Annotated in this window: 26 protein-coding genes; 12 read left to right on the plus strand and 14 right to left on the minus strand. The window is 65.1% G+C overall.

Annotation, left to right across the window (positions count from 1 at the left end):
• The first annotated feature begins 9 nt into the window (after positions 1 to 9).
• Genes Q9293_RS05485 through Q9293_RS05495 form a run of 3 tightly spaced genes read left to right on the plus strand, consistent with a single transcriptional unit; the run spans position 10 to position 2,344 of the window.
• Positions 10 to 1,614 carry an amidase gene (locus Q9293_RS05485; protein WP_306250831.1) on the plus strand — a complete coding sequence of 535 codons (1,605 nt, stop codon included), beginning with the start codon at positions 10 to 12 and terminating at the stop codon, positions 1,612 to 1,614.
• Positions 1,615 to 1,662: 48 nt separating this feature from the next.
• Positions 1,663 to 1,956 carry an Ada metal-binding domain-containing protein gene (locus Q9293_RS05490; protein ID WP_306250833.1) on the plus strand — a complete coding sequence of 98 codons (294 nt, stop codon included), beginning with the start codon at positions 1,663 to 1,665 and terminating at the stop codon, positions 1,954 to 1,956.
• Between the two features lie 31 nt (positions 1,957 to 1,987).
• Positions 1,988 to 2,344 (plus strand): hypothetical protein, encoded by a 357-nt coding sequence (locus Q9293_RS05495; protein WP_306250835.1) that lies wholly within the window; start codon positions 1,988 to 1,990, stop codon positions 2,342 to 2,344.
• 66 nt (positions 2,345 to 2,410) lie between these two features.
• Here Q9293_RS05495 and Q9293_RS05500 read toward each other — a convergent pair whose 3' ends face one another.
• The 3 genes from Q9293_RS05500 to purS form a co-directional block, all read right to left on the minus strand.
• Positions 2,411 to 3,271, minus strand: a complete 861-nt coding sequence (locus Q9293_RS05500) for an AraC family transcriptional regulator (protein ID WP_306250837.1) — start codon at positions 3,269 to 3,271, stop codon at positions 2,411 to 2,413.
• Between the two features lie 107 nt (positions 3,272 to 3,378).
• Positions 3,379 to 4,077 (minus strand): phosphoribosylformylglycinamidine synthase subunit PurQ, encoded by a 699-nt coding sequence (purQ, locus tag Q9293_RS05505; RefSeq protein WP_306250839.1) that lies wholly within the window; start codon positions 4,075 to 4,077, stop codon positions 3,379 to 3,381.
• Positions 4,077 to 4,313 (minus strand): phosphoribosylformylglycinamidine synthase subunit PurS, encoded by a 237-nt coding sequence (purS, locus tag Q9293_RS05510; protein WP_306250841.1) that lies wholly within the window; start codon positions 4,311 to 4,313, stop codon positions 4,077 to 4,079. Before purS ends, purQ begins: the two co-directional genes overlap by 1 nt.
• Before the next feature lie 347 nt (positions 4,314 to 4,660).
• Between purS and Q9293_RS05515 the strand changes: the two genes are divergently transcribed.
• Both Q9293_RS05515 and Q9293_RS05520 read left to right on the plus strand, forming a co-directional pair.
• Positions 4,661 to 5,929, plus strand: a complete 1,269-nt coding sequence (locus Q9293_RS05515) for a response regulator (RefSeq protein WP_306250843.1) — start codon at positions 4,661 to 4,663, stop codon at positions 5,927 to 5,929.
• A gap of 14 nt (positions 5,930 to 5,943) precedes the next feature.
• On the plus strand, positions 5,944 to 6,450 hold the full coding sequence (locus Q9293_RS05520) for a hypothetical protein (RefSeq protein WP_306250845.1): 507 nt from the start codon (positions 5,944 to 5,946) through the stop codon (positions 6,448 to 6,450).
• Positions 6,451 to 6,482: 32 nt separating this feature from the next.
• Here Q9293_RS05520 and Q9293_RS05525 read toward each other — a convergent pair whose 3' ends face one another.
• The gene (locus tag Q9293_RS05525; RefSeq protein ID WP_306250847.1) at positions 6,483 to 6,833 is read right to left on the minus strand and encodes an MGMT family protein; all 351 of its coding nucleotides are present in this window, start codon (positions 6,831 to 6,833) and stop codon (positions 6,483 to 6,485) included.
• Entirely contained in the window at positions 6,834 to 7,196 is a 363-nt protein-coding gene (locus Q9293_RS05530; RefSeq protein ID WP_306250850.1) for a DUF2203 domain-containing protein, read from the minus strand.
• A gap of 28 nt (positions 7,197 to 7,224) precedes the next feature.
• Between Q9293_RS05530 and Q9293_RS05535 the strand changes: the two genes are divergently transcribed.
• The 3 genes from Q9293_RS05535 to Q9293_RS05545 are packed head-to-tail and all read left to right on the plus strand — an operon-like array spanning position 7,225 to position 9,633.
• Positions 7,225 to 7,932 (plus strand): hypothetical protein, encoded by a 708-nt coding sequence (locus Q9293_RS05535; RefSeq protein WP_306250852.1) that lies wholly within the window; start codon positions 7,225 to 7,227, stop codon positions 7,930 to 7,932.
• Positions 7,929 to 9,062, plus strand: a complete 1,134-nt coding sequence (lpxB, locus tag Q9293_RS05540; protein ID WP_306250853.1) for a lipid-A-disaccharide synthase — start codon at positions 7,929 to 7,931, stop codon at positions 9,060 to 9,062. The genes Q9293_RS05535 and lpxB overlap by 4 nt, the downstream gene beginning before the upstream one ends.
• A 52-nt stretch (positions 9,063 to 9,114) precedes the next feature.
• Positions 9,115 to 9,633: a hypothetical protein gene (locus tag Q9293_RS05545; protein WP_306250856.1), complete on the plus strand. Its 519-nt coding sequence runs from the start codon at positions 9,115 to 9,117 to the stop codon at positions 9,631 to 9,633.
• Here Q9293_RS05545 and Q9293_RS05550 read toward each other — a convergent pair.
• The 9 genes from Q9293_RS05550 to Q9293_RS05590 all read right to left on the minus strand — a co-directional run bounded on the left by Q9293_RS05550 (position 9,620) and on the right by Q9293_RS05590 (position 20,536).
• On the minus strand, positions 9,620 to 10,831 hold the full coding sequence (locus tag Q9293_RS05550) for a hypothetical protein (protein WP_306250858.1): 1,212 nt from the start codon (positions 10,829 to 10,831) through the stop codon (positions 9,620 to 9,622). The two genes, Q9293_RS05545 and Q9293_RS05550, sit on opposite strands and share 14 nt — an antisense overlap.
• A gap of 53 nt (positions 10,832 to 10,884) precedes the next feature.
• Positions 10,885 to 11,700, minus strand: coding sequence for a cell envelope integrity protein TolA (locus Q9293_RS05555; protein WP_306250860.1), 816 nt, complete (start codon positions 11,698 to 11,700; stop codon positions 10,885 to 10,887).
• The gene (locus Q9293_RS05560) at positions 11,697 to 12,125 is read right to left on the minus strand and encodes a biopolymer transporter ExbD (RefSeq protein WP_306250862.1); all 429 of its coding nucleotides are present in this window, start codon (positions 12,123 to 12,125) and stop codon (positions 11,697 to 11,699) included. Before Q9293_RS05560 ends, Q9293_RS05555 begins: the two co-directional genes overlap by 4 nt.
• 54 nt (positions 12,126 to 12,179) lie before the next feature.
• Positions 12,180 to 14,318, minus strand: coding sequence for a bifunctional diguanylate cyclase/phosphodiesterase (locus Q9293_RS05565; RefSeq protein WP_306250864.1), 2,139 nt, complete (start codon positions 14,316 to 14,318; stop codon positions 12,180 to 12,182).
• Between the two features lie 89 nt (positions 14,319 to 14,407).
• Positions 14,408 to 15,538: a sorbosone dehydrogenase family protein gene (locus Q9293_RS05570; RefSeq protein ID WP_306250866.1), complete on the minus strand. Its 1,131-nt coding sequence runs from the start codon at positions 15,536 to 15,538 to the stop codon at positions 14,408 to 14,410.
• Positions 15,539 to 15,669: 131 nt separating this feature from the next.
• Positions 15,670 to 16,524, minus strand: coding sequence for an MBL fold metallo-hydrolase (locus Q9293_RS05575; RefSeq protein WP_306250868.1), 855 nt, complete (start codon positions 16,522 to 16,524; stop codon positions 15,670 to 15,672).
• A 118-nt stretch (positions 16,525 to 16,642) separates the two neighbouring features.
• Positions 16,643 to 18,610, minus strand: a complete 1,968-nt coding sequence (locus Q9293_RS05580; RefSeq protein WP_372342198.1) for a thiamine pyrophosphate-dependent enzyme — start codon at positions 18,608 to 18,610, stop codon at positions 16,643 to 16,645.
• A 193-nt stretch (positions 18,611 to 18,803) separates the two neighbouring features.
• Positions 18,804 to 19,796: a GAF domain-containing protein gene (locus tag Q9293_RS05585; protein WP_306250872.1), complete on the minus strand. Its 993-nt coding sequence runs from the start codon at positions 19,794 to 19,796 to the stop codon at positions 18,804 to 18,806.
• A gap of 194 nt (positions 19,797 to 19,990) precedes the next feature.
• Entirely contained in the window at positions 19,991 to 20,536 is a 546-nt protein-coding gene (locus tag Q9293_RS05590) for a NifU family protein (RefSeq protein WP_306250874.1), read from the minus strand.
• A 72-nt stretch (positions 20,537 to 20,608) separates the two neighbouring features.
• Here Q9293_RS05590 and Q9293_RS05595 point away from each other — a divergent pair, with 72 nt between their 5' ends.
• The 4 genes from Q9293_RS05595 to Q9293_RS05610 all read left to right on the plus strand — a co-directional run bounded on the left by Q9293_RS05595 (position 20,609) and on the right by Q9293_RS05610 (position 25,478).
• On the plus strand, positions 20,609 to 21,277 hold the full coding sequence (locus tag Q9293_RS05595; protein WP_306250876.1) for a hypothetical protein: 669 nt from the start codon (positions 20,609 to 20,611) through the stop codon (positions 21,275 to 21,277).
• Positions 21,274 to 22,749 carry an SDR family oxidoreductase gene (locus tag Q9293_RS05600; protein ID WP_306250878.1) on the plus strand — a complete coding sequence of 492 codons (1,476 nt, stop codon included), beginning with the start codon at positions 21,274 to 21,276 and terminating at the stop codon, positions 22,747 to 22,749. The genes Q9293_RS05595 and Q9293_RS05600 overlap by 4 nt, the downstream gene beginning before the upstream one ends.
• Positions 22,750 to 22,771: 22 nt before the next feature.
• Positions 22,772 to 23,548: an inositol monophosphatase family protein gene (locus Q9293_RS05605; protein ID WP_306250880.1), complete on the plus strand. Its 777-nt coding sequence runs from the start codon at positions 22,772 to 22,774 to the stop codon at positions 23,546 to 23,548.
• 226 nt (positions 23,549 to 23,774) lie between these two features.
• A complete protein-coding gene (locus tag Q9293_RS05610; RefSeq protein ID WP_306250882.1) occupies positions 23,775 to 25,478 on the plus strand; it encodes a DUF1800 family protein in 1,704 nt (567 codons plus the stop codon).
• Positions 25,479 to 25,484: the final 6 nt, after the last annotated feature.

Raw genomic sequence — 25,484 nt, forward strand, 5'->3', positions numbered from 1 at the left:
GGGCCCTCGATGCCGAACCAAGACGCCTTCCTGACGCTCGATCGCCGAGCCTTTCTGGGCGCAGGATTGGCCACGGGGGCCATGGCGCTCCTGGGTGGGGATGGCAAGGCGCTGCCAATGGCCTCGGGCCTGGTGCTGGAAGAAGCCACGGTGGCGCAGCTCCAAGCCGGCATGGCCGCCGGGCAGTGGACATCAGCAGAATTGGTACGTCGTTACCGGGCCCGGATCCGGGCCTTTGATCAAGCTGGGCCGAAGGTGAACGCCGTGATCGAATTGAATCCAGAGGCGGCAGCCATCGCCCGCGCGCTGGATGCAGAACGGAAGGCGGGCAAGGTGAGGGGGCCGCTGCATGGCATTCCCGTGCTCATCAAGGACAACATCGATACCGCTGACCGGATGAAAACCACGGCAGGCTCCCTGGCTCTGGTGGATGCCCCCGCGCCGAAGGAGGATGCGTTCATCGTGAAAAGGCTGCGGGAGGCAGGCGCGGTCATCCTGGGCAAGACCAACCTCAGCGAGTGGGCCAACCTGCGCTCCACCCGCAGCAGCAGCGGCTGGAGCGGCCGGGGCGGGCAGACGCGGAACCCCTACGCCCTGGACCGGAGCCCCAGCGGATCCAGCTCGGGCTCAGGTGCTGCCGCCGCTGCCAGTTTTTGCGCCGTGGCTGTGGGCACAGAGACGGATGGCTCCATCGTGAGTCCGGCCAGTGCCAACGGCCTGGTGGGCCTGAAACCCACGCTGGGCCTGCTGAGCCGCAGCGGCATCATCCCCATCTCGCACACGCAGGATACGGCCGGGCCCATGACCCGCACGGTGCGTGATGCTGCACTTCTGCTGGGGGCCTTGGCGGGCAGCGATGCCAAGGATGCCGCCACCCTTGAGGCCGCTGCGCGGCGGGAGTCGGACTACACCCGCTTTCTCACGAAGGATGGCCTCAAGGGTGCCCGCCTCGGCGTGGTGAAGAACCTCCTGGGTGTCCATGCCCATGTGGATGCGGTCATCCAGCCAGCCTTGGATTCGCTGAAGGCGCAGGGCGCCACGCTGGTGGAGGTGGAGCTGAAAGCCAGTGCCTACGAGGAGGCAGAATTCGAGGTGCTGCTCTACGAGTTCAAGGCGGATCTCAACGCCTACCTGGCTGGACGGGGCGGCGCCGTGAAGGACATGGATAGCCTCATGGCCTTCAACGAGGCCCGGGCGCAGGAGGAACTGCCCTTCTTCGGCCAGGAGCTGTTGAAGCAGGCCCAGGCCAAGGGACCGCTATCGGATCCCGCCTACCTCAAGGCCTTGGATACCTGTGCCCAGGCCCGCCGAGACATCGTCCAGCTGCTGGCCAAGGAGAACCTCCAGGCCCTCGTAGGGCCCACGGGGACGCCGGCCTGGCTCATCGACCACGTGAACGGCGACAGCTCTGGGTTCAGTTTTTCCACGCCAGCGGCCGTGGGCGGATGTCCCCACATCACCGTGCCCGCGGGTTTTGCCTTTGGTCTGCCCGTGGGCCTTTCCTTCGTTGCGGGGCCCTGGCAGGAGGGCCTGTTGCTGAAGTTGGCCCATGCCTTTGAGCAGGCCACACACGCCCGCCGGGGCCCAAGGTTCGCCACCACGGCCTCCCGTTGACAGGACCAGGCTGACCTCTCACCCTGGCCATTCCCCACAGGAGAATTCATGAACCGAGCCCTGCTTTCCCTGCTGTTGGCAGCCTCATCCGTCCAGGCCATGGCCCAGGCCAAGCCCACGCCCGCTCCCGCGGCCAAGCCCGCTCCAGCTCAGGCCGCCAAGCCTGCCCCGGCACCGGCCAAGGCCACCGGCGCCATCCTGGCCAACAAGGATTCCAAGATCTACCACCGCGCCGACTGCAAGGCCGCGGCCAAGATCAAGGACGCCAACAAGACGTCTTTCGCCTCGGCGGCCGAGGCCGACAAGGCTGGCTACAAGGCCTGCAAAGTCTGCAAGCCCTGACCGCCACCATCCCACCCTTCCGGAGGATTCCATGAAGCTGTTCGTTCCGCTCCTGATCAGCGCTTCCCTGGCGCTTTCCGCCCAGATCCCCACCAAGGAGGAACTGAAGGCCAAGGCCGACGCCGCGGTGGATGCTGGCAAGGCTAAGGCTGATGCCAAGGCCGACCAAGGCAAGGCCAAGGCCGACCAGAAGGCCTCTGAGGCCAAAACCAAGATCGATGCCAAGGCGGGTGGTGTCCCCGTGGCTGGGGAGAAGGTGAAGGCTGCCACCGCCAAGGGCGAGGGTTCTGCCAAGGCCGGTTCGGACAAGGCCAAGGGGAAGACCAAGAAGGGCACCGACAAGGGCGCCACCAAGGCCAAGGAAGTGACGAAGAAGGTGGCCGAGTAAGATCTCCGAACCTTAAAGCAAAAGCCCGGCTCAGCCGGGCTTTTGCTTTTTCATGCGGTGCGTCCGTCAGGATTTCTTGGGGAACTGCCGGTCGTAGGCTTCCTGCGCGTACTCGCTGGGGGGCACGCCGAAGCGGCGCTTGAAGGCGCGGGTGAAGGCGCTCGCATCGTAGAAGCCGAGGATCTTCGCCACATCGCTGGGCCGCTCACCGTTGGCCAGCAGCGTGACGGCGCGCTGCAGGCGCCGCTCGATGAGGTACTGGTGGGGCGTGGTGCTGGTGGCCTCGCGGAAGAGGCGGATGAAGTGGTCGGGCGTACAGCGGGCCATGGTGGCCAGCTCGGGCACGCTGTTCTTGGCGCCCAGGTGCACTTCCATGTGATCCAGCACCAGCTGCAGGGTGGAGCGGTTCAGGCGGTAGGGGAAGCGACCGCGGTCTTCCTTCTCGGTGAGGCGGGACAGCTCCGCGCCCAGCAGGATGAGGAACAGCTCACGGGTCATGAGCTGCACACCATCAGGGTTCGCCAGCTCCTGGCTGAAGATGCTGAAGAGCTGCTTGAGGCTGAGGCTGCGCAGCACGGCGAAGCTGGATTCCTGCCACTTGCGGGGCGGGTGCTGCAGCGAGGAGAGCAGCGGCTCCGGGAATGGGCCTTCCATGAACAGCGCGGTGAACCCGAAGGGCGTGTTGGCGTGATGCCGCTTCAGGGTGTGGCCGAAGCCCGGCAGCAACAGGGCCAGATCGCCGGAGCGGATGACGCCCTCTTCGCGGTCTTCGCCCGTGCACACGCGAACGGCGTGGGTGGGCTGCAGCAGCGTCCAGGCGTCCCGGGCAGGCAGCAGTTTGCTGGGGACGGGGTCGCGCTTCAGCACGGCTAAGCGGAGCGGTCCGCTGGTGTAGGTTAGGAGGTTTTTGGTTTCAGAATCGCTCATGGCTCAGGAAGAAACAGAGATGCCTACCGAGGCGTTCCGGAAGAATGGCAGGAAAAATCATCCCCAGGGCATGAAATTTTCACACCCTCGTTTCTTTGTGATACTGGTCAGACCGTGGCGAAGGTTTCGGCAAGACTCTGAAATACGCCCAGACCGCCCGTGGGGCCCAGTTTGGGGTCCACGGCCCGCTCGGGGTGGGGCATCATCCCCAGCACGTTGCCCCGGATATTCACGATGCCCGCGATGCCGTTCATGGCGCCGTTGGGCACATGGGCTTCGCCGAGTTCGCCCGCCGGTGAACAGTAGCGGAAGGCGACGCCGCCCCGGGCTTCCAGATCGGCCAAGTCAGCCGGGTCAATGGTGAAATTGCCCTCGGCATGGGCGATGGGCACCTGAAACACGGCGCCGGGTTTCATGGCGCGGGTGAAGGGCAGGTCGGCCCGCTCGACGCGCAGATGCACGTCCTTGTGGATGAAGCGCAGGGATTCATTGCGCAGCAGGGCGCCGGGCAGCAGCTGGGCTTCGCAGAGGATCTGGAAGCCATTGCAGACCCCCAGCACCAGGCCGCCATTTTCGGCATGGCGCTTCACGTCGGCCATGATGGGCGCCAGGGCCGCGATGGCGCCGCAGCGCAGGTAGTCGCCGTAGCTGAAACCGCCGGGCACGACGACCAGTTCGGTGTTCTCAGGCAGCCGCGCTTCCTGATGCCAGACGGGAATCGCCTCCCAGCCCATCACCGTGCCGCAGGCATGCAGGGCGTCATGGTCGCAGTTGGAGCCGGGGAAGACCGGCACAGCCACCCGCATCACACCACCTCGATGGAGGCCTTCTCCATCACGGGATTGACCAGCAGCTTCTCGCACATGGCCAGGGCCTTGGCCTTCACTTCGGCCGGATCGGTGCCCGGTACGTCCATCTCAATGAGGCGCCCGATGCGGACGTGGTCCACGGCAAATCCGAAATCGTGGAGGCCATGTTCCACCGCCTTACCCTGGGGATCCAGGATCCCGGGCTTCAACTGCACCGACACACGCACCTTCATGGGGCCCTCCGCGAACCAGTGTACCCGGAGTGGGGAGGTGGGGGCGTGCCCACACCTCCATGCGCCCAGGGAAAACGTCCCTTCCTGGCCTGGAGAGCAGGCTGCAGATTCAGGTCTGAAGAACTGATCTCATTTTCCACTTATCGGAAACAGTGACTTCAATAAATTACAAGATCAGTTCTAACCGTTTCATTTTCAACCGATGTGCGTAATTTATCAATCGAGTGTGTAAGAAAGTGTAAGTTTGATCGGGTGAAAATATTGTTAAAACATTAATATTTTCATTATTTATAGACATATTTGCAACGCTTGAAAAGCCTGAAAATCCGGAATACATTTGAGCACTTATGTTTCACGAAAAATTAAGATCGATACGCCAGCAACAGCGAATTTCGCTTGATAAGCTGTCATTGCTTGCGGGGGTGAACCGGGCCACCATCTATCGTATTGAGATGGCTGCTGTTTCTCCCCGTGTTGACACGCTAGAGGCCATCTGCAAGGCCCTAGGTGTATCGATTATTGACCTGTTTATGGAATGGCCTGCCGCGGTCAATGATCCAAAAAATGAGGTTTATCCATCCAGCGACTTTGAAACCCGATCCAAGGGAGGAGTGACCCTCAATGTTTCGCCTTTCCCAGCTGGGTTGGGCCAGCGGCCGAGGGCCCCGAAGGGCGGGAAACGCGGCTCCAGGGGACGGCAGGTGGCGTGGGTGCATGTGAATGAGGCGGTTGCGGAACTGATCCACATCCGCAATGCAGCTGACTTCGCCACGCGGCCCATTCAGTTTGAACCCGCGCCTTTTCTGCCACTCATTCCGCAGAGAGATCCGAACCTGCACCGCGTGCTCGAATCCACCCTGGATTGCTTTTCGGCGAACCTGGGCCTCCTGCGCTCGAATCCCTGCCTGCGTGTGAACCTGGTGTCGCCGGAACCCGCTTGGGAAACGAGGGGGGAAGGGCCCACGGCCGTTCCGGAGCACGGCATCTCCATTGACTGGACCTGCGCTCTGGACCGCAAGGGATTGGCCTCCATCGAAGAGGCCCTGGCCGCATCCCTGCCCCGTGAGGAGGCCGGCCAGGAGTCTTCGATCCGGGTGTCCTGGGCGGTGGAGCCGCCCGGCCTTGCGGAGGTTGCGGCTGAGGCGGTCGGGAGCGCGACAGTGAGAATCCGGATGGCTTGTCAGCTGCAGCCGCACACCCCAACACGGGAGGAATGCATGGGCCAAAGAGAAACACACGCCGCCACGATTCTGGTCGTCGAGGACGATCAGATGCTCCGCCAGTGCATGGTTGAATACCTGGGGCTGATCGGCCACCCCTCCCTGGAAGCCTCCAACGGGATCGAGGCGGTGGAGATGGTGAGGCGCCACGGGCTTTCGCTCGGCCTGGTCTTCATGGATATCGACATGCCGCTGATGACCGGGCTCGAGGCCATCCAGGAGATCGAAGGTGAGTTCCCGCTTTCGCGCATCGTGGTGATGTCGGGGGCAGACCCCGATCTAAGCGAGATCCGGAGTGGGATGAACGCCTTGCAGGGTTTCATCCATAAGCCGTTCTCGCTCAAAGAAATCTTCAGCGTGATCGCCCGGCTCGAAGCCAAACCCATGGCCTGTTGAGCCGGGAGCACCCCATGACCCACGTGTGTTCCTGGTGCAAGACGAACATCTATCTTGAGGAGGATCCCGAGTCCTTCGGGGGAGTCACGCACGGCATCTGCCAGGCCTGTGCACGGAAGCTGTTCCAGGAAATCCCCATCCAGATGGACCACTACCTCAACGAGATGGACACGCCGGTGCTGCTGGTCAATCAGGACATCACCACCACCTTCGCCAACCAATCCGCGCTTCAGATGCTTGGCGCGGGAGATGGGGAGCTTTCCGGCCTGAAGCTGGGAGCGGTGCTTCTCTGTCCGTACGCCCAGTTGAAGGAGGGCTGCGGCCGACAGATCCATTGTTCGGGCTGCACCATTCGGCGCTGCGTGGAGATCACCCGCGATACAGGGGCGCCCTTCTTCGAGGTGCCAGTCACCCTTTCCCGCGCAGGGACCTCAGAGCCCTCGGAACGGCCCTTCCTGCTCTCCTCGATTCGTCTGGGAAGCATGGTGGTTCTGAAGTTGGACCCCCTGGCCGAAGCCTGAGGCGGCACGACGGTGGATTGCCGATCCGGGTCCTATCGGGGGTTCCAGCGGTGGGCCTCCAAATCAAGGTTGCCCAGGTCATCCACGTCGATGCCCTCGTCACGCAGTCGTCCGATCTGTTCGAAAGCGCCCCACCAGCGCCCACGGCTGGGCACGTAGCCGCGGGTGTTGACCACCCGGTGCCAGGGCAGCTTGGTGCCCTCCGGCAGGCCCGACAGCACCATGCCCACCTGGCGGGGCCGCCGCGGGAATCCCGCCAGGGCCGCCACTTGGCCATAGGAGGCCAGCTTGCCCTTCGGAATCCGTCGCACCACGGCCAGCACGAGGGCGCGGAAATCCTTTTCAGGAGATTCGTCGGACGGCTGTGCCTTTGCCCGGGGCATTTAGGCCTGCACGCCCGGGCGTTGATGGGCCGGCACGCGAGAGCCGAAGCCGCCTTCGTAACTGTGCCAGTGCCCCAGTTCGCCCTCGGGGTAGGCCCAGCACCAGTAGCCATCACCGGAATCGAAATCCACCAGCCAGAGGCCCTTCACTTCGGCCTCGAGATCCTGCATGCTCTGCTGCCAGCTTTGCACCAGGACCTGCAGGCGCTCCCGGAGAGCCTCGGCGCGGTCATCGTCGTTGGCTTCTTCGGCCTGACTCAATTCCTCCGCCAGGCTGGCTGCCAGGGTGTAGACGGGTTCCGTGGTGGCCTTCACCTGGGGCATGAGGGCCCTCGCTTCATCCAGGGTGAAAATGCGGCCCATGGTGCCTCCGATGCTCCATGATAAACCCATGCGGTTCGTGCCCCTGATTCCATCCTGTTTCGATCCTGTTCCGTGGCAGTCCCTGGCGCCCCTCATGCTCCGCTGGGATGGCTCCCTCCACGATGGTTGGGCCCCCGCCGCCCGCAAAGGGTTGGAGATCCATGCGGTGATCCTCCCCGGTCTCGCTCCCGTTGAAGAGGCGCTGGAGGTTCTGCGTCATGGCCTGGGCCCGGATTTCCTTGTGCTCCCCGTCCAAAAGCCTGAAAACCGCGAAGCGGGGTTCCGCCTTCTCAGGGCCCTGGAAACCCTTCTGGAGGCCACCTCGGGAAGGGGCGTCAAGCTGGCGCTGCGGCTCGAAGGCGGTGCCGAGGCGGCGGTGCTGGACCTCCTTCGTCAGGCCCATGGCGATGCCGTGGGTTTTTGCTGGCATCCCGGCATCCGTGATGCTGAGCCGCTGGCAGACCGGCTCTGGTGCGGCCAGTGCGAACCTGGATCCGATCTGCGGTCCTTGCAGGCCCTGGGGTATCGCTGGGACATGGCGATCGAGGCGGAGCACCCCCAGGATTTCCGAGCCAAGGCGGCCCTACTGGAAGCCACCCACCCAACGGTGCTCTTCCCGGCGGAGATGCCCACCACGGCCCTGGGCCGTCCCGTGGTGCCTGATGACAGCGTGGTATTCGGCCGACACCTCCAGTCCGAGGACCCCTTGTTGGACCGACGGCAGGGGCGGGCATGAGCCGGACCCAAACCCTTCTGGTGATCGCGGGCGAGGATTCGGGAGATTTGCATGGCGCCGAGTTGCTGCGTGAGCTGAAACGGCGACGGCCGGACCTGCGCATCATCGGCGTCGGCGGCCCCCGCATGACGCCCTACCTGGATCGCAAGCTGGCGGATGTGAAGGATCTCGCGGTGGTGGGGTTCATCGAGGTCATCAAGCATCTGCCGCGGCTGAACCGGCTCTTCAAGCAGATTCTGGCGGCGTCGCATGAAGAGGCCATCGCAGGCGCCCTGCTCATCGACTATCCGGGATTCAACTTGCGGCTGGCCAAGGCCCTGCGCAAGCAGATGCCCTCGGTGAAGCTGCACCAATACGTCTGCCCGCAGGTGTGGGCCTGGAAGAAAGGCCGCATCCCGGATTTGGGCCGCACCCTGGACACCCTCTACTGCCTGTTCGATTTCGAGCCGGAGTTGTTCCGGGGCTATCCCGTGGACGCGCAGTTCGTGGGGCATCCCCTGGTGGAGGTGGTGAAACCTGAATGTGACCGCGCCGCTTTCTTTGCGGAGACGGGCCTGGATCCCCTTCGGCCGCTGGTGGCTCTGCTGCCGGGCAGCCGCAAAGGGGAGATCCAGCGGTTGCTGCCGCCCATGGCCGACCTGGCCCGGCGCTGGCGGCAGGAGCAGCCTGAGGTGCAGTGGGTGCTGCCCGTGGCCCCCACGCTGGACCCAGCCTTTGTGCGGGCGTATCTGGGCGATGCCCCCATCCTGCTGGTGCAGGATCGCACTTACGCCGCACGGGCCCATGCGAACGCTGCGCTCGTGGCCTCGGGAACGGCCACCCTGGAGACGGCGCTGCTGGGCACGCCCTTCGCCATCGTCTACCGCCTTAACGCCCTCACCTACCAGCTGGCCCGCCGCATCGTGAAGGTTCCCCACTTCGGCCTCGCCAATGTGGTGGCTGGCCGCGAGGTGGCCCGCGAACTGCTGCAGGATGACGTTTCGGCCGAACGGCTTGGGCAAGAGCTTCGTCGGCTGCTGGACCCGGATGTGGCCTGCAAGGTCCGGGCGGAGCTGGCTGAGGTGCGCGGTCACTTGGGCGATCCGGGCGCCGCCGGCCGGGTGGCGGAAGACCTCCTAAAAAAACTCTGACGCCATTCAACCGGATGTCCGCCTCGGCGCATCTCATGGGGTGGAGGTGTCTATGAACCCACTGTTCTTGATGATCCCCCTGGTGGCTCTGCAGACCCCGGATGCCCCCATCCCCGACGTCGAGGCCAAGGACCTGCCCGCCGCACCGCGGGGGCCCATGGTGCCCAAGGCTCGTGACATGGGCGCTGAGCACGGCATCACCGGCGCCCTCCGGCGGGGTGCGCGGAGCGGGCCCTCCATTCCGGCCCTGCAGCTTCCCGCGGGCAATGTCCGCGTGAAGGACAAGATTCCCGACATGAGTGGGTGGCGAGCCTATGCCATCGAAGTGCCGGCCGGTGGATCCGTGAAGGCCCATGTGGTCGAAGGTCGCAAGGCCTGGTTTCGGGTGCTGGGTGTGAATGAGTGGGGCCGGGACGAGCCCGGGCTCCTGCAGAACCGCATCTACCTTGGCGAGCCGCAGGCCACCTACAAGAACCCGAATCCAGAGGCCCGTACCGTCTACTTCATCGTGGACACGCAGGACGCCAACATGGTGGGCGAGCCTTTCACCCTTGAGGTCACTCGGGGCTAGGTGAAGTCGCCGCGGCGCTCTTGGGAAGCGGCTGGGGCAGAGCATCCCCGAAGGCCTGACGCAGGGTCTTCGGGGCTTTGAACCAGGCGTTGAGCGCCTCAGTGCGGCTGCCAAAGGTGCCATAGCAGGCCTGCCAGATGCGGAGGCCGTCGCGCCGGAAATAGGGCAGGATGAGGATTTCCTGAACCTTCGGCCCGGCGATGCGGGCCACCTGTTTCAGCCCTTCGGTGCGCCCCGACACGACCATCCGAATGGTCCAGGACCCATGAGGGGCGGCGCTCCGCCGGGTTTCGCCCCAGTGGAACGCCTCGGCCAGATCCATCTGGTCCAGGGGCTTGGCGGCCTCCTCGGGGTTCTCCAGGTCCTTCTCGGTGAGTACGCGGCGGGGCTCTTCCACGCGCACTTCCACGCTGCGCGAGGAGCCGCCCATGAGGTTGCTCACGCTCAGGGTATAGACGGTGGTCTTGTCGGGTACCACAGCGATGCTGGAGCGGCCATCCAGTTCAAGGCCGCCGGGCTCCAGGCGCACCTTGGCGTCGCCCTGGCAGATCCATTTCAGATCCACCTGTTCGCCGGGCTTCACAAGGGTGCGGCTGGCCTCGAAGGTGCAGACCGATGCAATACCTGCGGCGATCCCCGTGGCTGGAGGTGCGGCAGGGGCCACGCGGCCCAGCACGGCGACTTCCACCGTCCGGCTCTGTCCGCCGGCAGCGTTATTGGCGGTGATGGTGTAGCGGGTGCTCTCCAGGGGCGTGACCGTGACCTCGCTCTTGCCGTCCAGCTCCAGGCCACCGGGCTCCAGACGCACCTTCGCGCTCCCCGCACATTCCCAACGCAGCACCACCGGATCGCCAGGCAGCACGGCCTTGGCGCTGGCGTCGAACGCGCAGATGCGGGCGGGATCACCCAGGGCCAGCCCTGGCGTGATGCGCACTTCCGCGTGGCCCAGTTCCAGGCCGCCCGGCCGCGCATCGAACACGCGGTAGGTGGTGGTGTAGGCGGGCCTCAAGGTCACCTGGAAATGGCCCGGCAGCACCATGCCGCCAGGCTCCAAACGCACCTGGGGCACCTGGGGGCAGTCCCAGGTCAGCAGGACGGATTCACCGGGGCGCACTTCCCGAGGCTCCAGGGTCATGGCGCACGGTGCGGGAGCCTGGGCGAGGCAAAGCAGAGGGGCCAGGACAAAGGGGACGGGCATGGTCGGAGTCTATCAAGATCTTGGCCGGGGATCTTGACTGGGGGCCCGGGCCGTCAGTTTCCCAGGTAGGTGAACCAGAAGCGCACGCCCAGGTATTGTCCTTCGAAACCTTCCGGAAGGCGTTGCAGGGGGGCGGAGCGCAGCACGGCCATGCGGGCGCTTTCATCCATGGCGGCGTTGCCGCTGGGGATCTCCACGCGCACCCGGTCGAGGCCGCCGTCCTTGGCGATGCGGAAGTAAATCTGCACCCGGCCCTGGGTGCTCGACACCCGGTTCCAGTTGCTGGTGATGCGGGCCTGCACCTGCTGCAGGTACCAGGTGAAGGGGAAGTCGCCATCCACGCCTCCCACGAGGCCCAGTCCGCCCTGAACGCCGGAGGTGGGATTGAGGCCCGGAATGCCGCTGCCTGCGCCGAAGGCGGCGCCATTGCCCGTGCCCACGGCCCCGGCCACGGGGTTGGTTGCCGCGGTCTTGCCCTTGGCGGCGGTGGTGCCGGTGCCCTGGCTGGCGGCATCCTTGTTGTCGCCCTTGGCGGCGGCCTTGGTGGTCTTGAGGGCGAAGGGATCTGGGGCCGTGGCCGAGGGCGAAGTGTCCCGCACCGGGGCAACCTCCTCCACGCGGCGAAGGCGCTCACCGGACTTGCCGACTTCCATGGCCTCGGACCCGCCGGAGGCTCCGGCCTGAGCCGCGGGGAGGTTCACCCAGGTGACTTTCACATCCTCGGCCTTGTCCGTCCCGCTGCCCCGTGGCCAGAAGAACGCTGCGCCCAGGGCCAGGTGCAGGCCCAGGCTCAGGGCCAATCCCGGGCCCCAGCGCAGCTCACCCAGATGGGAGCGGCTGCGGAGGAAGGCTTGAAGATCCTGGCTCATTTCGTTTCGGAAGGCGGCGCGGCGGGCGCGGCGGCGGTGACGAAGCCCACCTGGGTGAAGCCCGCTTCGCGGATGGCATCCACCACCTGGATCACGCGGCCGTAGGGAACGTTGTGATCGGCCCGTACCAGCACGGGCCGCTTGCCATCGGCCTGGGCCTTGGCCTTCAGCTGGTTGGCGAGGACGGGCAGGGCCAGGAAGCTCTGGCCGAACTGAAGCCGGCCGTCAAAGGTGATGGACACCGTGAGGGCCTCGCTCTCCAGGTTCCGGCCGGTCCGGCTTTCGGGCAGCTTCACTTCCACGCCGGTGGTCATCATGGGGGCCGCGATCATGAAGATGATCAACAGCACCAGCATCACGTCGATGAGCGGTGTCATGTTGATGTCGGCCATGGCGCCGCGCCTGGAACCGGGTGTGAAGGCCATGGGACTCCTGGACTGAAGGTTCCAGTCTAACAAGTTGGCTCCGGGACGAGGTTCCTACTCCTGCTCCGGATCTCTCTTGCCCATGCGGTTCCAGTAGAAGGTGCGGAAATCTCCGGGGCTCATGGGGTGTCCGTAGAGGAAACCCTGGGCGCGGTGGCAGCCGCGGTCCAGCAGGAACTTGGCCTGATCGGCGTGCTCCACGCCCTCGGCGATGAGTTCCATGCCGAGGCTCTGGCCCATGGCGATGATGGCGGTGGCGAGGCTGCGGCTCTGGGAGGCGTTGGTGAGCGACTGCACGAAGGATTGATCGATCTTGAGGATGTCGAAGGGGTACTGGTGCAGGTAGCTGAGGGAGCTGTAGCCTGTTCCGAAATCGTCCAGCGCGAGGGTGATGCCCAGTTCCTTCATGCGTTGCAGGGTGGCGATGGCCCGGTCGGAGCTTTCCAGGAGGACGCTCTCCGTGACCTCCACTTCGAGGCAGCGGGGATCGGCGCCGCTGAAGGCGATGCACAGTTCGAGACGCTCCATGAGCTGGGGATCCAGCATCTGGACGCTGCTCAGGTTCACCGCCACGCGGATGGGCGGCAGCCCTTCCTCTTGGAGGCTCCGGGTGAAGCGCAGCGCTTCCCGGAAGACGTATTCGCCCAGCTCCACGATCAGGCCCGTTTCTTCCGCCACGGGGATGAATTTGGCTGGGGCGATGGAGCCCATCTCCGGGTCATCCCAACGGAGCAGGGCCTCCATGCCGAGAATCTCGCCAGAGCGTGCGTCGATCTGGGGCTGGAAGTGCACGTGGAAGGCGCCATGGGCCAGACCGTGGCGCATGCCCTCCTCCAGTCGGAAACGCTCCTGCAGGCGAGAGCTCATGGAGGGATCGAAGAACTGGAAACGGTTCCGGCCCGCCTCTTTGGCGGCATACATGGCGCGGTCCGCGTTCTTGAGGACGGTGTCGGCGTCCCGGCCATCCTGGGGCATGAGGGCGATGCCGATGCTGGGCGTCACCACCAGCTGATGGCCTTCCAGCGAGATGGGCTGGCGCAGCACGTCGAGGATGCGGGTGGCCACCCGGGCGGCATCCGTGGGAGTGGTGATCTGGCTGAGGATCAGGCAGAATTCGTCGCCCCCGATGCGGGCCACGGATTCGCCATCGCTGTTGTCGGCGCGGGCCAGCAAGTCTGAGGGGCGCAGGACGCCGGAGATCCGGGCGGCCACTTCCTTGAGCAGATCGTCGCCCAGGGCATGGCCAAGGGTGTCGTTGATCCGCTTGAAATTATCCAGGTCGAGGTAGAGCAGGGCGGCTGCCTTGGGATAGGGCGACGTCTCGCTGCGGGCGAGGTCGATGAAGAGCCGCTCCAGGGTGGAGCTCAGGGCGTAGCGGTTCCACAGGCCCGTGAGGGCGTCGTGATAGGCCATGTGCCGGATGCGCTGCTCGAAGACTTTCCGCTCGGTGATGTCGCGGAGCATCACCAGCACTTTGTCCTCGGCGCAGGCGATGAAGCGGCCCTCCCAGAACCTGGGCTCCTCCTGGAAGGGATCTGCAAATTCCAGGCAGCGCATCTCCGCGGGATTCGCCAGGGCCTCCTGGCAATGCTGCATCGCCAAGACGGCCAGATGGTCTGGCAGCAATTCGTCGATCTGGCCCAGCGGCGGTCGGCTCGTGTTGCTCTCACCCTGGATGCCGGAATGAACCAGGGTGACCACACCCTTCGCCGTGAGCGTGAAGATGGGATCGGGATGGGCCGCAAAGAGGGAGTTCAGGGTTCGGGTGCGCTCCTGCAGGGCAGCAAAGGCTTCGTTGGCACGCAGGACGTGTCTCAGCCGATAGGGCAGATGCTTCCAATGCAGGGGCTTGGTGAGGAAATCGCTGGCGCCCACCTGGTAGGCCCTCTGGATGGAAGCCAGATCCTCCATGCTGGTGAGCATCACCACGGGCAGGTCTTCCTTGGACCAGGTCTTCCGGATTTCACTGCAGATGCCGAAGCCATCTTCGCCGACCAGTACCACGTCGAGCAGCACCAAGTCCGGCCGGAGGTCGCGGATGAGTTGAAGGCCGTTTGTCCCATCGCGCGCGGTGCGGCAGATGAAGCCGTCGGCTTCGAGGGTGTGCTCGACGGCGCGCAGAATGATCGGGTCATCATCAATGGCGACCACCAACCGCTTGGACCCTTCGGAAGGATGGAGGGGTTCCTCCATCCGGCCTTCCATGGGGCCCTTGGGCTGTTGAGTCATGGCATGACTGTAGTGGATTTAAGGCAAATGAGGTACTAGGTAGAATCGGCCGATCAAGGGTTGGTGTAGGTCACCCGCTGCAGGGCGCCCCCGCCCCCCCGGCAGAGCACCAGGACCGAGCCATCCGAAGCCACGCGCAGATCCACCGGGCTGGAGAACCCGGTGAGCCAGTCGCTGACGGTTCCCGTGCTGGGATCCATGGTGCGGAGCCAGCCCCCGCAGTAGTCCATGAACAGATACTGGTGGAGAAAGGCGGCCGGGAAGGCGGGGGTGGTGGGATCGTAGAAGTCCGCACCCACGATGGAGCACCCATTCACCGTGCCGCCGCTGTGGGGGTAGGCATAGAGGGGCGACGCGTAGGCGGGATCCGTGGTGAGCCCTTCCGTTCCGGGCCAGCCGTAGTTGGCGCCGGCGCGGCCGACGTTAACCTCCTCCCAGGTGTTCTGGCCCACATCGTTGATGAACAGGCGCCCGGTGCCGGGCTGGAAGGCGAAGGTGTAGGGGTTGCGCAGGCCCATGGCCCAGATGAGCCGGTTCTTGCCCGTGGTCTGGCTCAGGAAGGGATTGTCGGCGGGAACACTGCCATCGGGGTTGAGGCGGAGCAGCTTGCCCAGGAGGTTGTTGAAGCTCTGGGCGTTGGCGCCGTTGGCATTCTCGCCTACGCCCACGTAGAGCTTTCCGTCGGGCCCGAAATGGAGTGCGCCGCCGTTGTGGTTGTTGGCTGAGCTCAGGTCATCCAGTTCGAGGAGGATGGTTTCACTGCCTGCCTGGGCCACGTCCCCCGCGGCCACGAAGCGGCTGAGGCGGTTGTGGGTGGTCGGGGTGGCGGCTGTGTAATAGACGTAGACGTAGCCGTTCTGCACGAATTGGGGATCCACGGAGACGCCGAGCAGTCCGCGTTCTCCGGCGATGCTGGTGGGCACGGTGACGAAGGGTGTGGCGAGCAAGGCGCCCCCCTTGATCACGCGGAGCGCACCACCCTGTTCGCAGATGAAGATGCGGCCATCGGGCACCAGGGCCAGGGCCGTCGGCTGGGCGAGCCCCGTCACCAGCGCAGCCACGTGGAAGGACCCTCCCGTGGGAGGTGTCACCGGAGGCGGTGTTGGGGCGGGTGTGCTTTGCTTGCTTCCCGATCCGCAGGCCAGCAGGCAGGTCAATAGCAGGATGGGTATCCAGTTCTGCATGGGGGCTCCGGCGTTGGGCCTTGGATGCCGCTGGAATGCAGATGGTTTCGAGGCAAATGACGAGCCAGACCTTTGATCGATCCTTGGCCAGACCCTTCGGTGTAGGAACCTTCGGCCCCGGCTTCTTCGCTTCAGACTTGGACTGGGGTCACCAGGTACTTCCCTTTGGCGTCGCGGCTGACGGTGCCCGCGGGAATGTCGGGATCGTGCTCGAAGATGCAGATGGTGCCGCTGCCCGTGACTTCATCCAGCAGTTTCTGGCGCTCGTTCACGCAGGTGACCACGTCCAGGTCATAGCCCATGCACCAGGCGGGCTGGATGTGGCGCGCGGTGGGAATGAGGTCGGCCAGGTAGACGAGGCGACGGCCGCCACCCTCCACGACCACGTTCTGCAGACCTTCAATGTGCCCCGGGGCAGGCCGCACGGAGATGCCGGGCAGAACCTCCGCCGCGCCCGCCACGGTGTCCAGGAGGCCCGCAGCCTCCAGAGGCTCCCAGGTCGGCGGCAGGTAGCTGGCCTTGACCCGCAGGTGTGGGGCCTTGGCATCGGCCAGATCCCGAGCTTGCACCAGGTAGCGGGCGTTGGGAAAGCTGGGGACCACCCGCCCCTCCGCATCGAAGCGGGTGCTGCCGCCCGCATGATCGAAGTGCAGGTGGGTGAGGATGCAGAGGGTGATGTCGGCGGGTTTCACGCCATGCCTGGCGAGGCTGGCATCCAGCACGCCCCGGCCCTCGAACTTGAAGCGGGCCATGAAGTCGTCACTCTCCTTGTCGCCGTTGCCGTTGTCGACCAGGATGACGTGGCGTTTGCAGTCCACCTCGCCACGGATCAACAGGCAGTTGGTGGCCATGGGGATCTGGTTGTCCTCATCGGCGGGGTAGACCTTGTTCCACACCACCTTCGGCACCGAGCCGAACATGGCGCCGCCATCCAGCCGGAAGGTGCCACCGCTGACGATCTGCACATCCCAGTGACCGAATTGCATGGGCGACTCCTGTTCAGGAAAAGAGAACTGAATCATCCACAGATTCCACAGATTTCACAGATCAGAAACGGGAATCTGTGTGAATCGGTGAAATCTGTGGATCCAGCTTTTCAATCGTTTAGAACTCGAGCACCTTCTTGGCCGCCGCCAGCACTTTATCGGCGTTGGGCAGGGTGGCGCGTTCGAGGATGCGGTTGAAGCCCACGGGCGTGAACTCGGAGCCCACGCGCTCCACGGGCGCATCCAGCCAGGGGAAGCACTCGGAGGCGGCGATGGCCGCCAGCTCGCCGCCGAAGCCGCCGAAGACCTTGTCTTCATGGGCGATGAGCACCCGGTGGGTCTTCTTGACAGACTTGACGATGGCGTCCGTATCCAGGGGGCTGAGGCAGCGCAGGTCGATCACCTCGGCGGATTTGCCTTCCTTCTCCAGCTTGGCGGCGGCCTCCAGGGCGAAGTGCACCGGCGTGCCGTAGGCCAGGATGGTGAGGTCGGTGCCTTCGCGGCGGACGCGGGCCTTGCCGAAGGGCACCGCGAAGTCCGGCGGGATGACCGCATGGGCCATCTTCGCGTTGTAGAGGAACTTCGGCTCGAGGTAGAGGGTGGTGCCACGGCTGCGCATGGCAGTGCGCAGCAGACCCGCCGCATCGTCGGCGAAGGCGGGCACCACCACGCGGATGCCGGGCAGGGTGGTGAGCCAGCCCTCGACATTCTGCGAGTGGTACAGGCCGCCGCCGATGTAGCCACCGGAGGCGATGCGGATGGTGATGTTGGGTGAGAACTGGCCGTTGCTGCGCCAGTAGTCGTGACTGGTCTCCACGATCTGCTCGGCGGCCGGCCAGATGTAGTCGGCGAACTCGGCACCTTCCACCACCACGCGGATCTTGTCATCCAGGCGCGAGAAGCCGTTGGCGGTGCCGACGATGAAATCCTCGGCGATGGGGCCATTGAACACGCGCTTTTCGCCGAACTCCTGCTGCATGCCCTTCGACACGTTGAAGATCCCGCCCTTGTCCTTGTTGGCCATGTCCTGGCCCCAGATGAAGGTGTCGGGGTTGTGCCGGAATTCCTCCTTGAGCGTCTGGTTCAGGGCGGCGATGACGCTGAGGGTCTCGCCGGTGGCCTGGTGAGTGCCGTCGGGGTACTGCGCGGACACCCAGCCCTCGGGGATGACAAAGGTCTGGATGCTGGCGGGATCAGGGTTCGGCGCCGCCATGGCCTTGTCGTGGGCGGCCAGGTAGTGGGCCTGGTTCTCGGTTTCGATGGCCTTCAGCTCATCCTCGCTGAGGCCCTGCGCCAGGCAGTAGGCCCGGAACTTCGGCAGGGGATCCTTGGCCTTGGCCTCGGCGCGTTCGGCGTCATCGCGGTAGAGCTCGTGGCGGTCGGAGTTGGAGTGGCTGCCGATGCGCACGCAGGTGGCGTAGACCATGGCCGGTCCGGCGCCGGTTCGCACATAACTGACGGCTTCCTGCATGGCGCGCATGGAATCGGGGAAATCCAGGCCGTCGCATTTGATGATCTTCAGGTTGGGGAAGCCGCTGAAATTGTCACAGATGTGCTCGTTGGCGCTCTGATCCTTCTTGGGAACGGAGATGCCGTAGCCGTTGTCCTGGATGATGAAAACCACGGGCAGCTTTTCCCGATCCGCGCCGTTGATGCTCTCGAAACAGTAGCCCTCGGAAAGGGAGGATTCACCCTGGCTGCTGAACACGATGGCGTCGCGGCCATAGTATTTCACGGCACGGGCCAGGCCCACGGCGTGCTGCGTGTGATTGCCGGTGAGGCTCGACACGTTCTGGATGCCGATGGAGGGCTTCCCAAAGTGGTTGCTCATGTGGCGGCCGCCGCCCGCGACATCCGTGGCCTTGGAGATGCCGTTGAGGAGGATCTCCTCGGCGGTGATGCCCCCGGCGAGGCAGGTCAGCAGGTCGCGGTAGTAGGGGAAAAGGAAATCCTGGCCCGCGCGGAAGGTGAGTCCTGCAGCGAGCTGGATGCCGTCGTGGCCCGCGCAAGGTGCGTGGTAGGACCAGCCGATGGCCTGCTTGAGGTAGTTCGGAGCCTTGTCGTCCAGGATGCGCCCGAGGTGCATCAGCTCATACCAGTGCGAGAGATCCTCGTGACTGGGGCCTTCATGGCCATCCAGCGCGTTCAGGGCCGCCTTCACCAGGGTCGGAGTGTCCAACATCCACCTCCAAAAAGCCGGGCTTGACCGGCGGTACCAGAGCCTTCCATCATCCCATGGACCTGGGATGCGGGCCAGTGATGAGGTGTCCGGACACCCTTCAGCCGTGGTTCCACACGCGGGGTGAGCTGTCTCGATTGGCGTCCGTAAAGGCTTTGGCGACGCGGCTCAAAGCGGACTTCATGGTCATGTCTTTGCCGTCCGGAAGCCAAAGGGCCGCGCCCGTGGGATGGTGGCCGAGGCTCTGCCGCAGGCGGTCCAGCAGCACATCAGCGCCGGTGTCGCCGGTGTGGGGCAGCAGCAGCAGATACTGATCCGTGGACAGCTCGACCAGCAGATCCTCGCCCCGCAAATGGGCAGCCGCGGCGGCCAGCTTGCCTTTGGTGCCGGGCACCATGGGCTGTGACCAAAGGGCCAGGGCCATGGGTTCGCGCCGCCGCCGGGCCATGAAGAGCGAGGCTCGCAGCCAAATGTCGAGGTAGCGGCGGTTGGGTAGGCCAGAGCGAGCACTCACCAGGGCGCTGTCCTCGACCACCGCGCTGCTGAGTTCCAGCGCATCCATGGCCGCTTGCAGCTCCTGTTTGATGTTCTCGGTCTCCAGCGTCCGCTCCACCAGGTGGCCGAGGGTTTTCAGCAGGGCCAGCTCCGCCCGGGTGAAGACGCGGGGTGCGTGGTGCTGAACGCACAGGGTCCCATGCACCTGGTCACCCACCATCAAAGCCACGCCGGCGTAGGAGCGGATGCCCAGTTCAAGATGGCCCGCGGATTTTCGCCAACGGGGTTCGTGAGCCGAATCTTTGATGGTGAGGGGCCGCTCCGGATGGGCGATGACAAAAGGGCAGAAGCCCTTCTCCGGCGTTTCAAAAATGCCCGTCAAGGGGGCGTCCGGCGCGGAGGCCCACCAAAGCACTTCATGGCCGAGGTGCGTGACCCGCGTGAGCAGCGCCTGATCGATATGGAGGGTCTGCACCAGCATCTCAAGGCCGTGCTCAAAGAGCCGTGCCGCATCACTGCGACTGTCCTGGAGCAGGTTGGACAGGGCTGAGAGGTGGCCGGATGTGCCAGCACGACGCTTCAGGGGTTTGACCACCACTTCACGGCTCTCCAGTGACTGCTCCTAGAGTGGCGCCGTTTTCGCTGGTTGCAAGCCTTACCAGCTGTCAGGTTGGCTCTTCATCTTACCTACCAGCTGACCACGCGGAGGCTGGGACTGATTTCCACTCGGCACGGCCTGCGGCCGCACCGAGGTGCCCGGTTGCGTGTTGGACCAGGCCTCGGACGTGCCGATTACCAGCTGACCACGCGGAGGCTGGGACTGATTTCCTCTTGGAGCAGGCCCTCGATGTAGCGCAGGGTGCCGCTGGTGGAGGAGGGGCAGGAGCCGCAGGCCCCGTGGTAGCTGATCTGAAGGGTCTGGCCGTCGAAGGAGATGACCTCCAGGCCGCCGCCATCCCCCGCCAAGCCAGGCCGGATGCGGGAATCCAGCAGCTGGTTGATGCGCGCCAGGGTGGCGTCCGCGTCGCCGCCGGGGGTGAGCGGGGCGGAGTCGCCCAGGTCGTTTTCGGGCAGCTTCAGATCCTCGATGGCTTCGCAGATGGGATCGATGAGATCGCTCCATTCCGCGGACGGTTCCTTGTTCACGGTGACGAAGCGGTCCATGTAGAACACGGAGGTGACCTTGCCCAGGCCGAAGAGGCAGGAGCCCAGCGGATCACCCACGGCGGCCCCGAAATCCTTGAAAGAGCGGGAACCCGCCTTGAGGATGGCCGGATGCACCAGGAACTTGAGTGCATCGGGGTTCGGCGTGGGTTCGATGTTGATGACCTTGGGCATGGCGGTCTCCCGTTAAAGTTTACCAAATTCGTCAGGATTTGCGAGGGCCCATACTTTGAGGCGGGAGTTCCCATGACGAGACCCAAGGCCCTGCTGAGTTGGTCCAGCGGCAAAGACGCCGCCTGGGCGCTGCACATCCTTCGGCAGGCAAGAGAGGTGGACGTGGTGGGCCTGCTCACCACCACCAACGAGGCCTTCGAGCGGGTGGCCATGCATGGTGTGCGGGAGGCACTGCTGGAGGCCCAGGCCGAGGCCGCTGGTCTGCCGCTCTGGAAGGTGCCGTTGCCTTGGCCCTGCTCCAACGAGGCCTACGAGGCCCGCATGGCCGCCGTGTGCGCGGAAGCCCAGGCCCAGGGCATCGAGGCCATGGCCTTCGGCGATCTCTTCCTGGAGGATGTGCGGGACTACCGCATCCAGAAGCTGGCGGGAACTGGCCTGCGGCCCCTCTTTCCCATCTGGAATCCGGATACTGCGGGCCTGGCCCGGGAGATGGTCGGGGCCGGGCTCCGGGCCACCTTGGCCTGCGTGGATCCCCGCGTGCTGGCCGCGGAGTTCGCCGGACGGGATTTCGATGCGGGCTTGTTGGCCGAGCTGCCCGAGGGGGTGGATCCCTGCGGCGAACGGGGCGAATTCCATACCTTCGCCTGGGGCGGGCCCATGTTCCAGCATCCGGTGGCCATCCGAAGAGGTGAGGTGGTGGAACGGGATGGCTTTGTCTTCGCCGACCTGCTGCCGGCATGAACCCCGCGAAACCCCAGGGGGCCACGCTTATGGACCCCGGCAAGCCGCTCATTCTGGTGACGGGCGCCACGGGCTACATCGGCGGGCGCCTGGTGCCGAAGTTGCTTGAAGCCGGGCACCGGGTCCGCTGCTTGTCTCGCAATCCCGAGCGCCTGGCGGGCCGATCTTGGCCGGGCGTGCAGATGGTGAAGGGCGATGTGTCCGATTCAGCCTCTCTGGAAGCTGCTTTGGCGGGCGTGGCCCAGGCCTACTATCTGGTGCATGCCATGGGTGAGGACCGCCCCGATTTCCGGGGCCGGGACCTGCGGCAGGCGCTGGCCTTCGCGGAAGCCTGTGCGAAGGCCGACGTACGTCGGATCATCTACCTGGGCGGTCTGGGCGATCCCACCCGCCATCGCAGCGATCACCTCGCCAGCCGCCAGGAGGTGGGTGCCGCGCTGGGTTCCACGGGCGTGCCGGTGCTGGAGTTCCGGGCTGCTGTGATCGTGGGCAGTGGCAGCGCCAGCTTCGAGATGATCCGCCACCTGACCGAACGGCTGCCTGTGATGATCACGCCCCGCTGGGTGAACACCCGCTGCCAGCCCATCGGCGTGCGCGATGTGCTGGCCTACCTTCGCGAGGCCCTCAGCCACCCGCAGGTGGAAGGCATCTTTGAGATCGGCGGCGGAGACGTGCTCAGCTACCGGGAGATGATGCTGGCCTACGCGGAGACAAGAGGGCTCCGCCGCACGATCCTGCCCATGAATGTTCCTCTGCCCATCCTGTCGGTGCTCTGGGTGGATCTGATGACGCCCATTCCCCTGGCGCTGGCGGGGCCCCTGGTGGAAGGCGCCAGCACCGAGGTGGTGGTGCGGGATCCGCGCGCGCTGGACGTGTTCTCGGTGCGGCCCCTGACCTACCGCGAATCCTTGGCCCTGGCCTTGCAGCGACTGGATGAGGATGCCGTGGAGACCACCTGGGCCTCCAGCCTCGCGGGCGAACCCGAGGGCAGTTCGCTGGGTTCCCATGAAGGGATGCTGCTGGCACGGCATTCCCGGCATGTGAAGGCTCGCCCCGAGGCGGTCTTCCAGGTGTGCTGCGCCCTCGGCGGAGAAAACGGCTGGCCCGCCGGCAACTGGCTGTGGCAGATGCGCGGCTGGATGGATCGCGCCCTGCGCGGCACAGGCATGCGCCGCGGTCGCAGGCATCCACGGGAACTGCGCGTGGGCGATCCCGTGGATTTCTGGCGGGTGGAGGCCCTGGAGCCCGATCACCTGCTGCGGTTGCGGTCGGAGATGAAGGTGGATGGCCACGCCTGGCTGCAATTCATCATTCGGCCTGAGGGAACGGGCACCCGCCTGGAACAGACCGCCTTCTTCGAGCCCCATGGCCTGTTGGGATTGCTCTACTGGTATGCGGTGCTGCCCTTCCACTGGTTCGTGTTTCCCGGCATGATCCGCGCGCTGAAGAAACGGGCCGAAGCGGTCATGTGACAATCGAACCGGGATGGTGACCATGTTCGAGACGCAACGGGATGCCTGTGTGGCCGCAGCCGAGGCTGGCGGCAAGGTGCTGCTGGGCTACTTCCGCCAGCTGGATCCCGCCACCATCACCGAGAAAACCAAGAACGATTTCGTGAGCGATGCGGATCGCGCTTCCGAGGCGGCCATTCGCGCAGAGCTGGAGTTCCGTTTCCCGCAGTACGGATTCGTCGGCGAAGAGGGAGGTGCCTCCGGCGACACCGAGCGGCGCTGGATTGTGGATCCCCTGGACGGCACCCTGAACTTCGTCCAGGGTTTCCCCCACTGGTGCGTGTCTGTGGCGCTGTGGGATGCGGAGGGCCCCGTGGCGGGTTGTGTGCTTGATCCCCTCCGCGGTGACTGCTTCCTGGCAACGCGGGGGCAGGGCGCCACCTGGAACGGCAAGCCCATGGGGGTCTCCAAGCAGCCGGGCCTGGATGGGGCCTTCCTGGCCACGGGCTTCGCGTACCAATTGGGAGATCGCTGGCCCCGCTTCCATGCGGCGCTGGGTCGTGTCTTCCCACGCGCCATGGGCCTCCGCCGCGCGGGCAGCGCCGCGCTGGACTTGGCTCACACCGCCTGCGGCATCTACGACGGCTATTTCGAGCTGGGCCTCAAACCCTGGGATCTCGCCGCGGGCGTGCTGCTGGTGCAGGAGGCGGGCGGCCTCCTCGTGGATTGGGAAGGCGGTCAGTCCTGGTTCGACAGCGGCAACCTGGTGGCGGGCAACCGTGACGTGGTGCCGGGGCTGCTGGCGGAGCTGGCGGGCTGAAGCAGGCCGGCTAGATCCAAAGACGGATTCCGCGCTCATCCCTGTGAGCGTTCATGTGAGTGGACCAGCGGTTTTTATGTGAGGCGGACCTATGCCTTGGGTTCGCCTCCGGTGTTTATGGGTGATCAGTCCTTTTCTTCACAGGTGCGCGACTTCACCGCCGATCCGCATGCACCCCTTCAGCCGCGCCCAGATTAACCAGGGTCCCCGTTCCAAGGAGAAAGCTATGGCCGGTGTTTTCGACGTACCCCAAACCAGCTGGACCACGGACGATGTTCTGCATTTCGCGCGGCGGGCCGGTTTTCACCTGAAACCGGAAGCCGCTCAGGCCCTGGTGGCAGGAGGGCCCGCCGCGGCGGTGTCGGCGTGGATCAGCGCCAGCGCCGACGAAACCGCCTACCTGCAAGCCCGCAGCACCAAGGGCGATGTCTACTACGACGCCGATGTGGATGGATCCAACCAAGGGCCCCACGGATTCACCATCCGCCCCATCGGATCGATTTCCGAGGCGCAGGGGCACACCTGTTTCTCCCTCATGTTCAACCCGAACCAGGCCAAGGAGCGCATCGCCCTCTTCTGGCACCAGTTTTTCGCCACAGGCGCCGCCAAGGTGGATAACCCCACCCTCATGGCCAATCAATTCCAGCTGTTCAGGGACATGGGTCGGGGAGCCTTTCCGGATTTGCTCAAAGCGGTCAGCCACGACCCGGCGATGCTGCGCTGGCTGGATGGCATCGCCAACAGCGTGGATGGCTCCGGCAAGGCCCCCAACGAGAACTACGCCCGGGAAGTCATGGAGCTCTATTCCCTGGGCCCCTACAACGGCTACGGCGAGCCGGACATCAAGGCCATGGCCCAGCTTTTCGCCGGATGGACGTTCTACGCCAGCGGATCCGAGCTCTTCGAGGATTCCGGCCAGACCTACGCCACCACGGGGCATGCGGTGGTGGCCATGGGGCAGGCCAATCCGGTCAATGCGCCGCTCCTTCTGGACGGCCTTGGCGATACGCTGGCGGCCAATGAGAAGCTGCCCGAGCGCCGGGTGTTCCCTGCCAACGCCGCCGTCACCCTGTTCGGAAGCCAGGTGCCGGTGATGGGCGCCGACTTCGGCGATAACGCGCTCGCCCTCATCACCACCACCCGCAGCACCGAATGCGCCCAGTTCCTCGCGCGGCGCCTGCTGCGGCATTTCCTGGCGCCGGAATCGGATCTCAGCGCCACCGTGTTCAACGATTTCGCGGCCACGCTGAAGGCCTCCCATTTCGACATCGGAGCCTGCCTCACGAAGCTGTTCACCAGCCAGGAATTCTACCGGCCCCAGTACCGCTACTGCCTGGTGGAAGGCCCCGTGGCCTGGATGATCCGGCAGGCCCGCGCCCTTTGCCCCGATCTGGCGAAGGCATTGGCGACTCCTTTGAATGGAACCCCGGGAGTGCCAAGCTTTCCTGTGTTTGCGGGCGCCCAGAACAGTGACGAAGACGAACAGATCGCCTGGTACACGGGCTTCGCAGGCCAGAAGCTGCTCAATCCCAAAGGGCCCAACGGCTGGGCCGAACACCTGGGCTGGATCAACAGCAACGCGGCCCAGTACCGCAGCAGGCTGGCCGCTGCGCTTGCCTATGGCCCCACGGATTTCACCGGAGATGGGCGCGATCACCCAGGTTCTCCGACCGTCGGCTTCTTTCCCACGGGCGATATCAGCCTGTGGTTTCCCTCGAAACCCGCCGGGCCCACGGACGTTTGGAACCGGCTTATGGATCTCCTTCAGCCCGCCCCCATCCCGGCGGCGGCGCGCGACCAGCTTCTGACGGGGGACAATGGCCTCTGGGGACCCGGGCAGACCTTCGCGGCTTGGAACGCCACGGACCAGCGCAAGGCCCGGGATCTGGCCTTCCTCATCCTGTCCTCACCCCAGGCTCAGGTCCACTAGGAGCGC

It is taken from the genome of Geothrix sp. PMB-07 (assembly GCF_030758935.1).
In the GTDB taxonomy this organism is placed as follows: domain Bacteria; phylum Acidobacteriota; class Holophagae; order Holophagales; family Holophagaceae; genus Geothrix.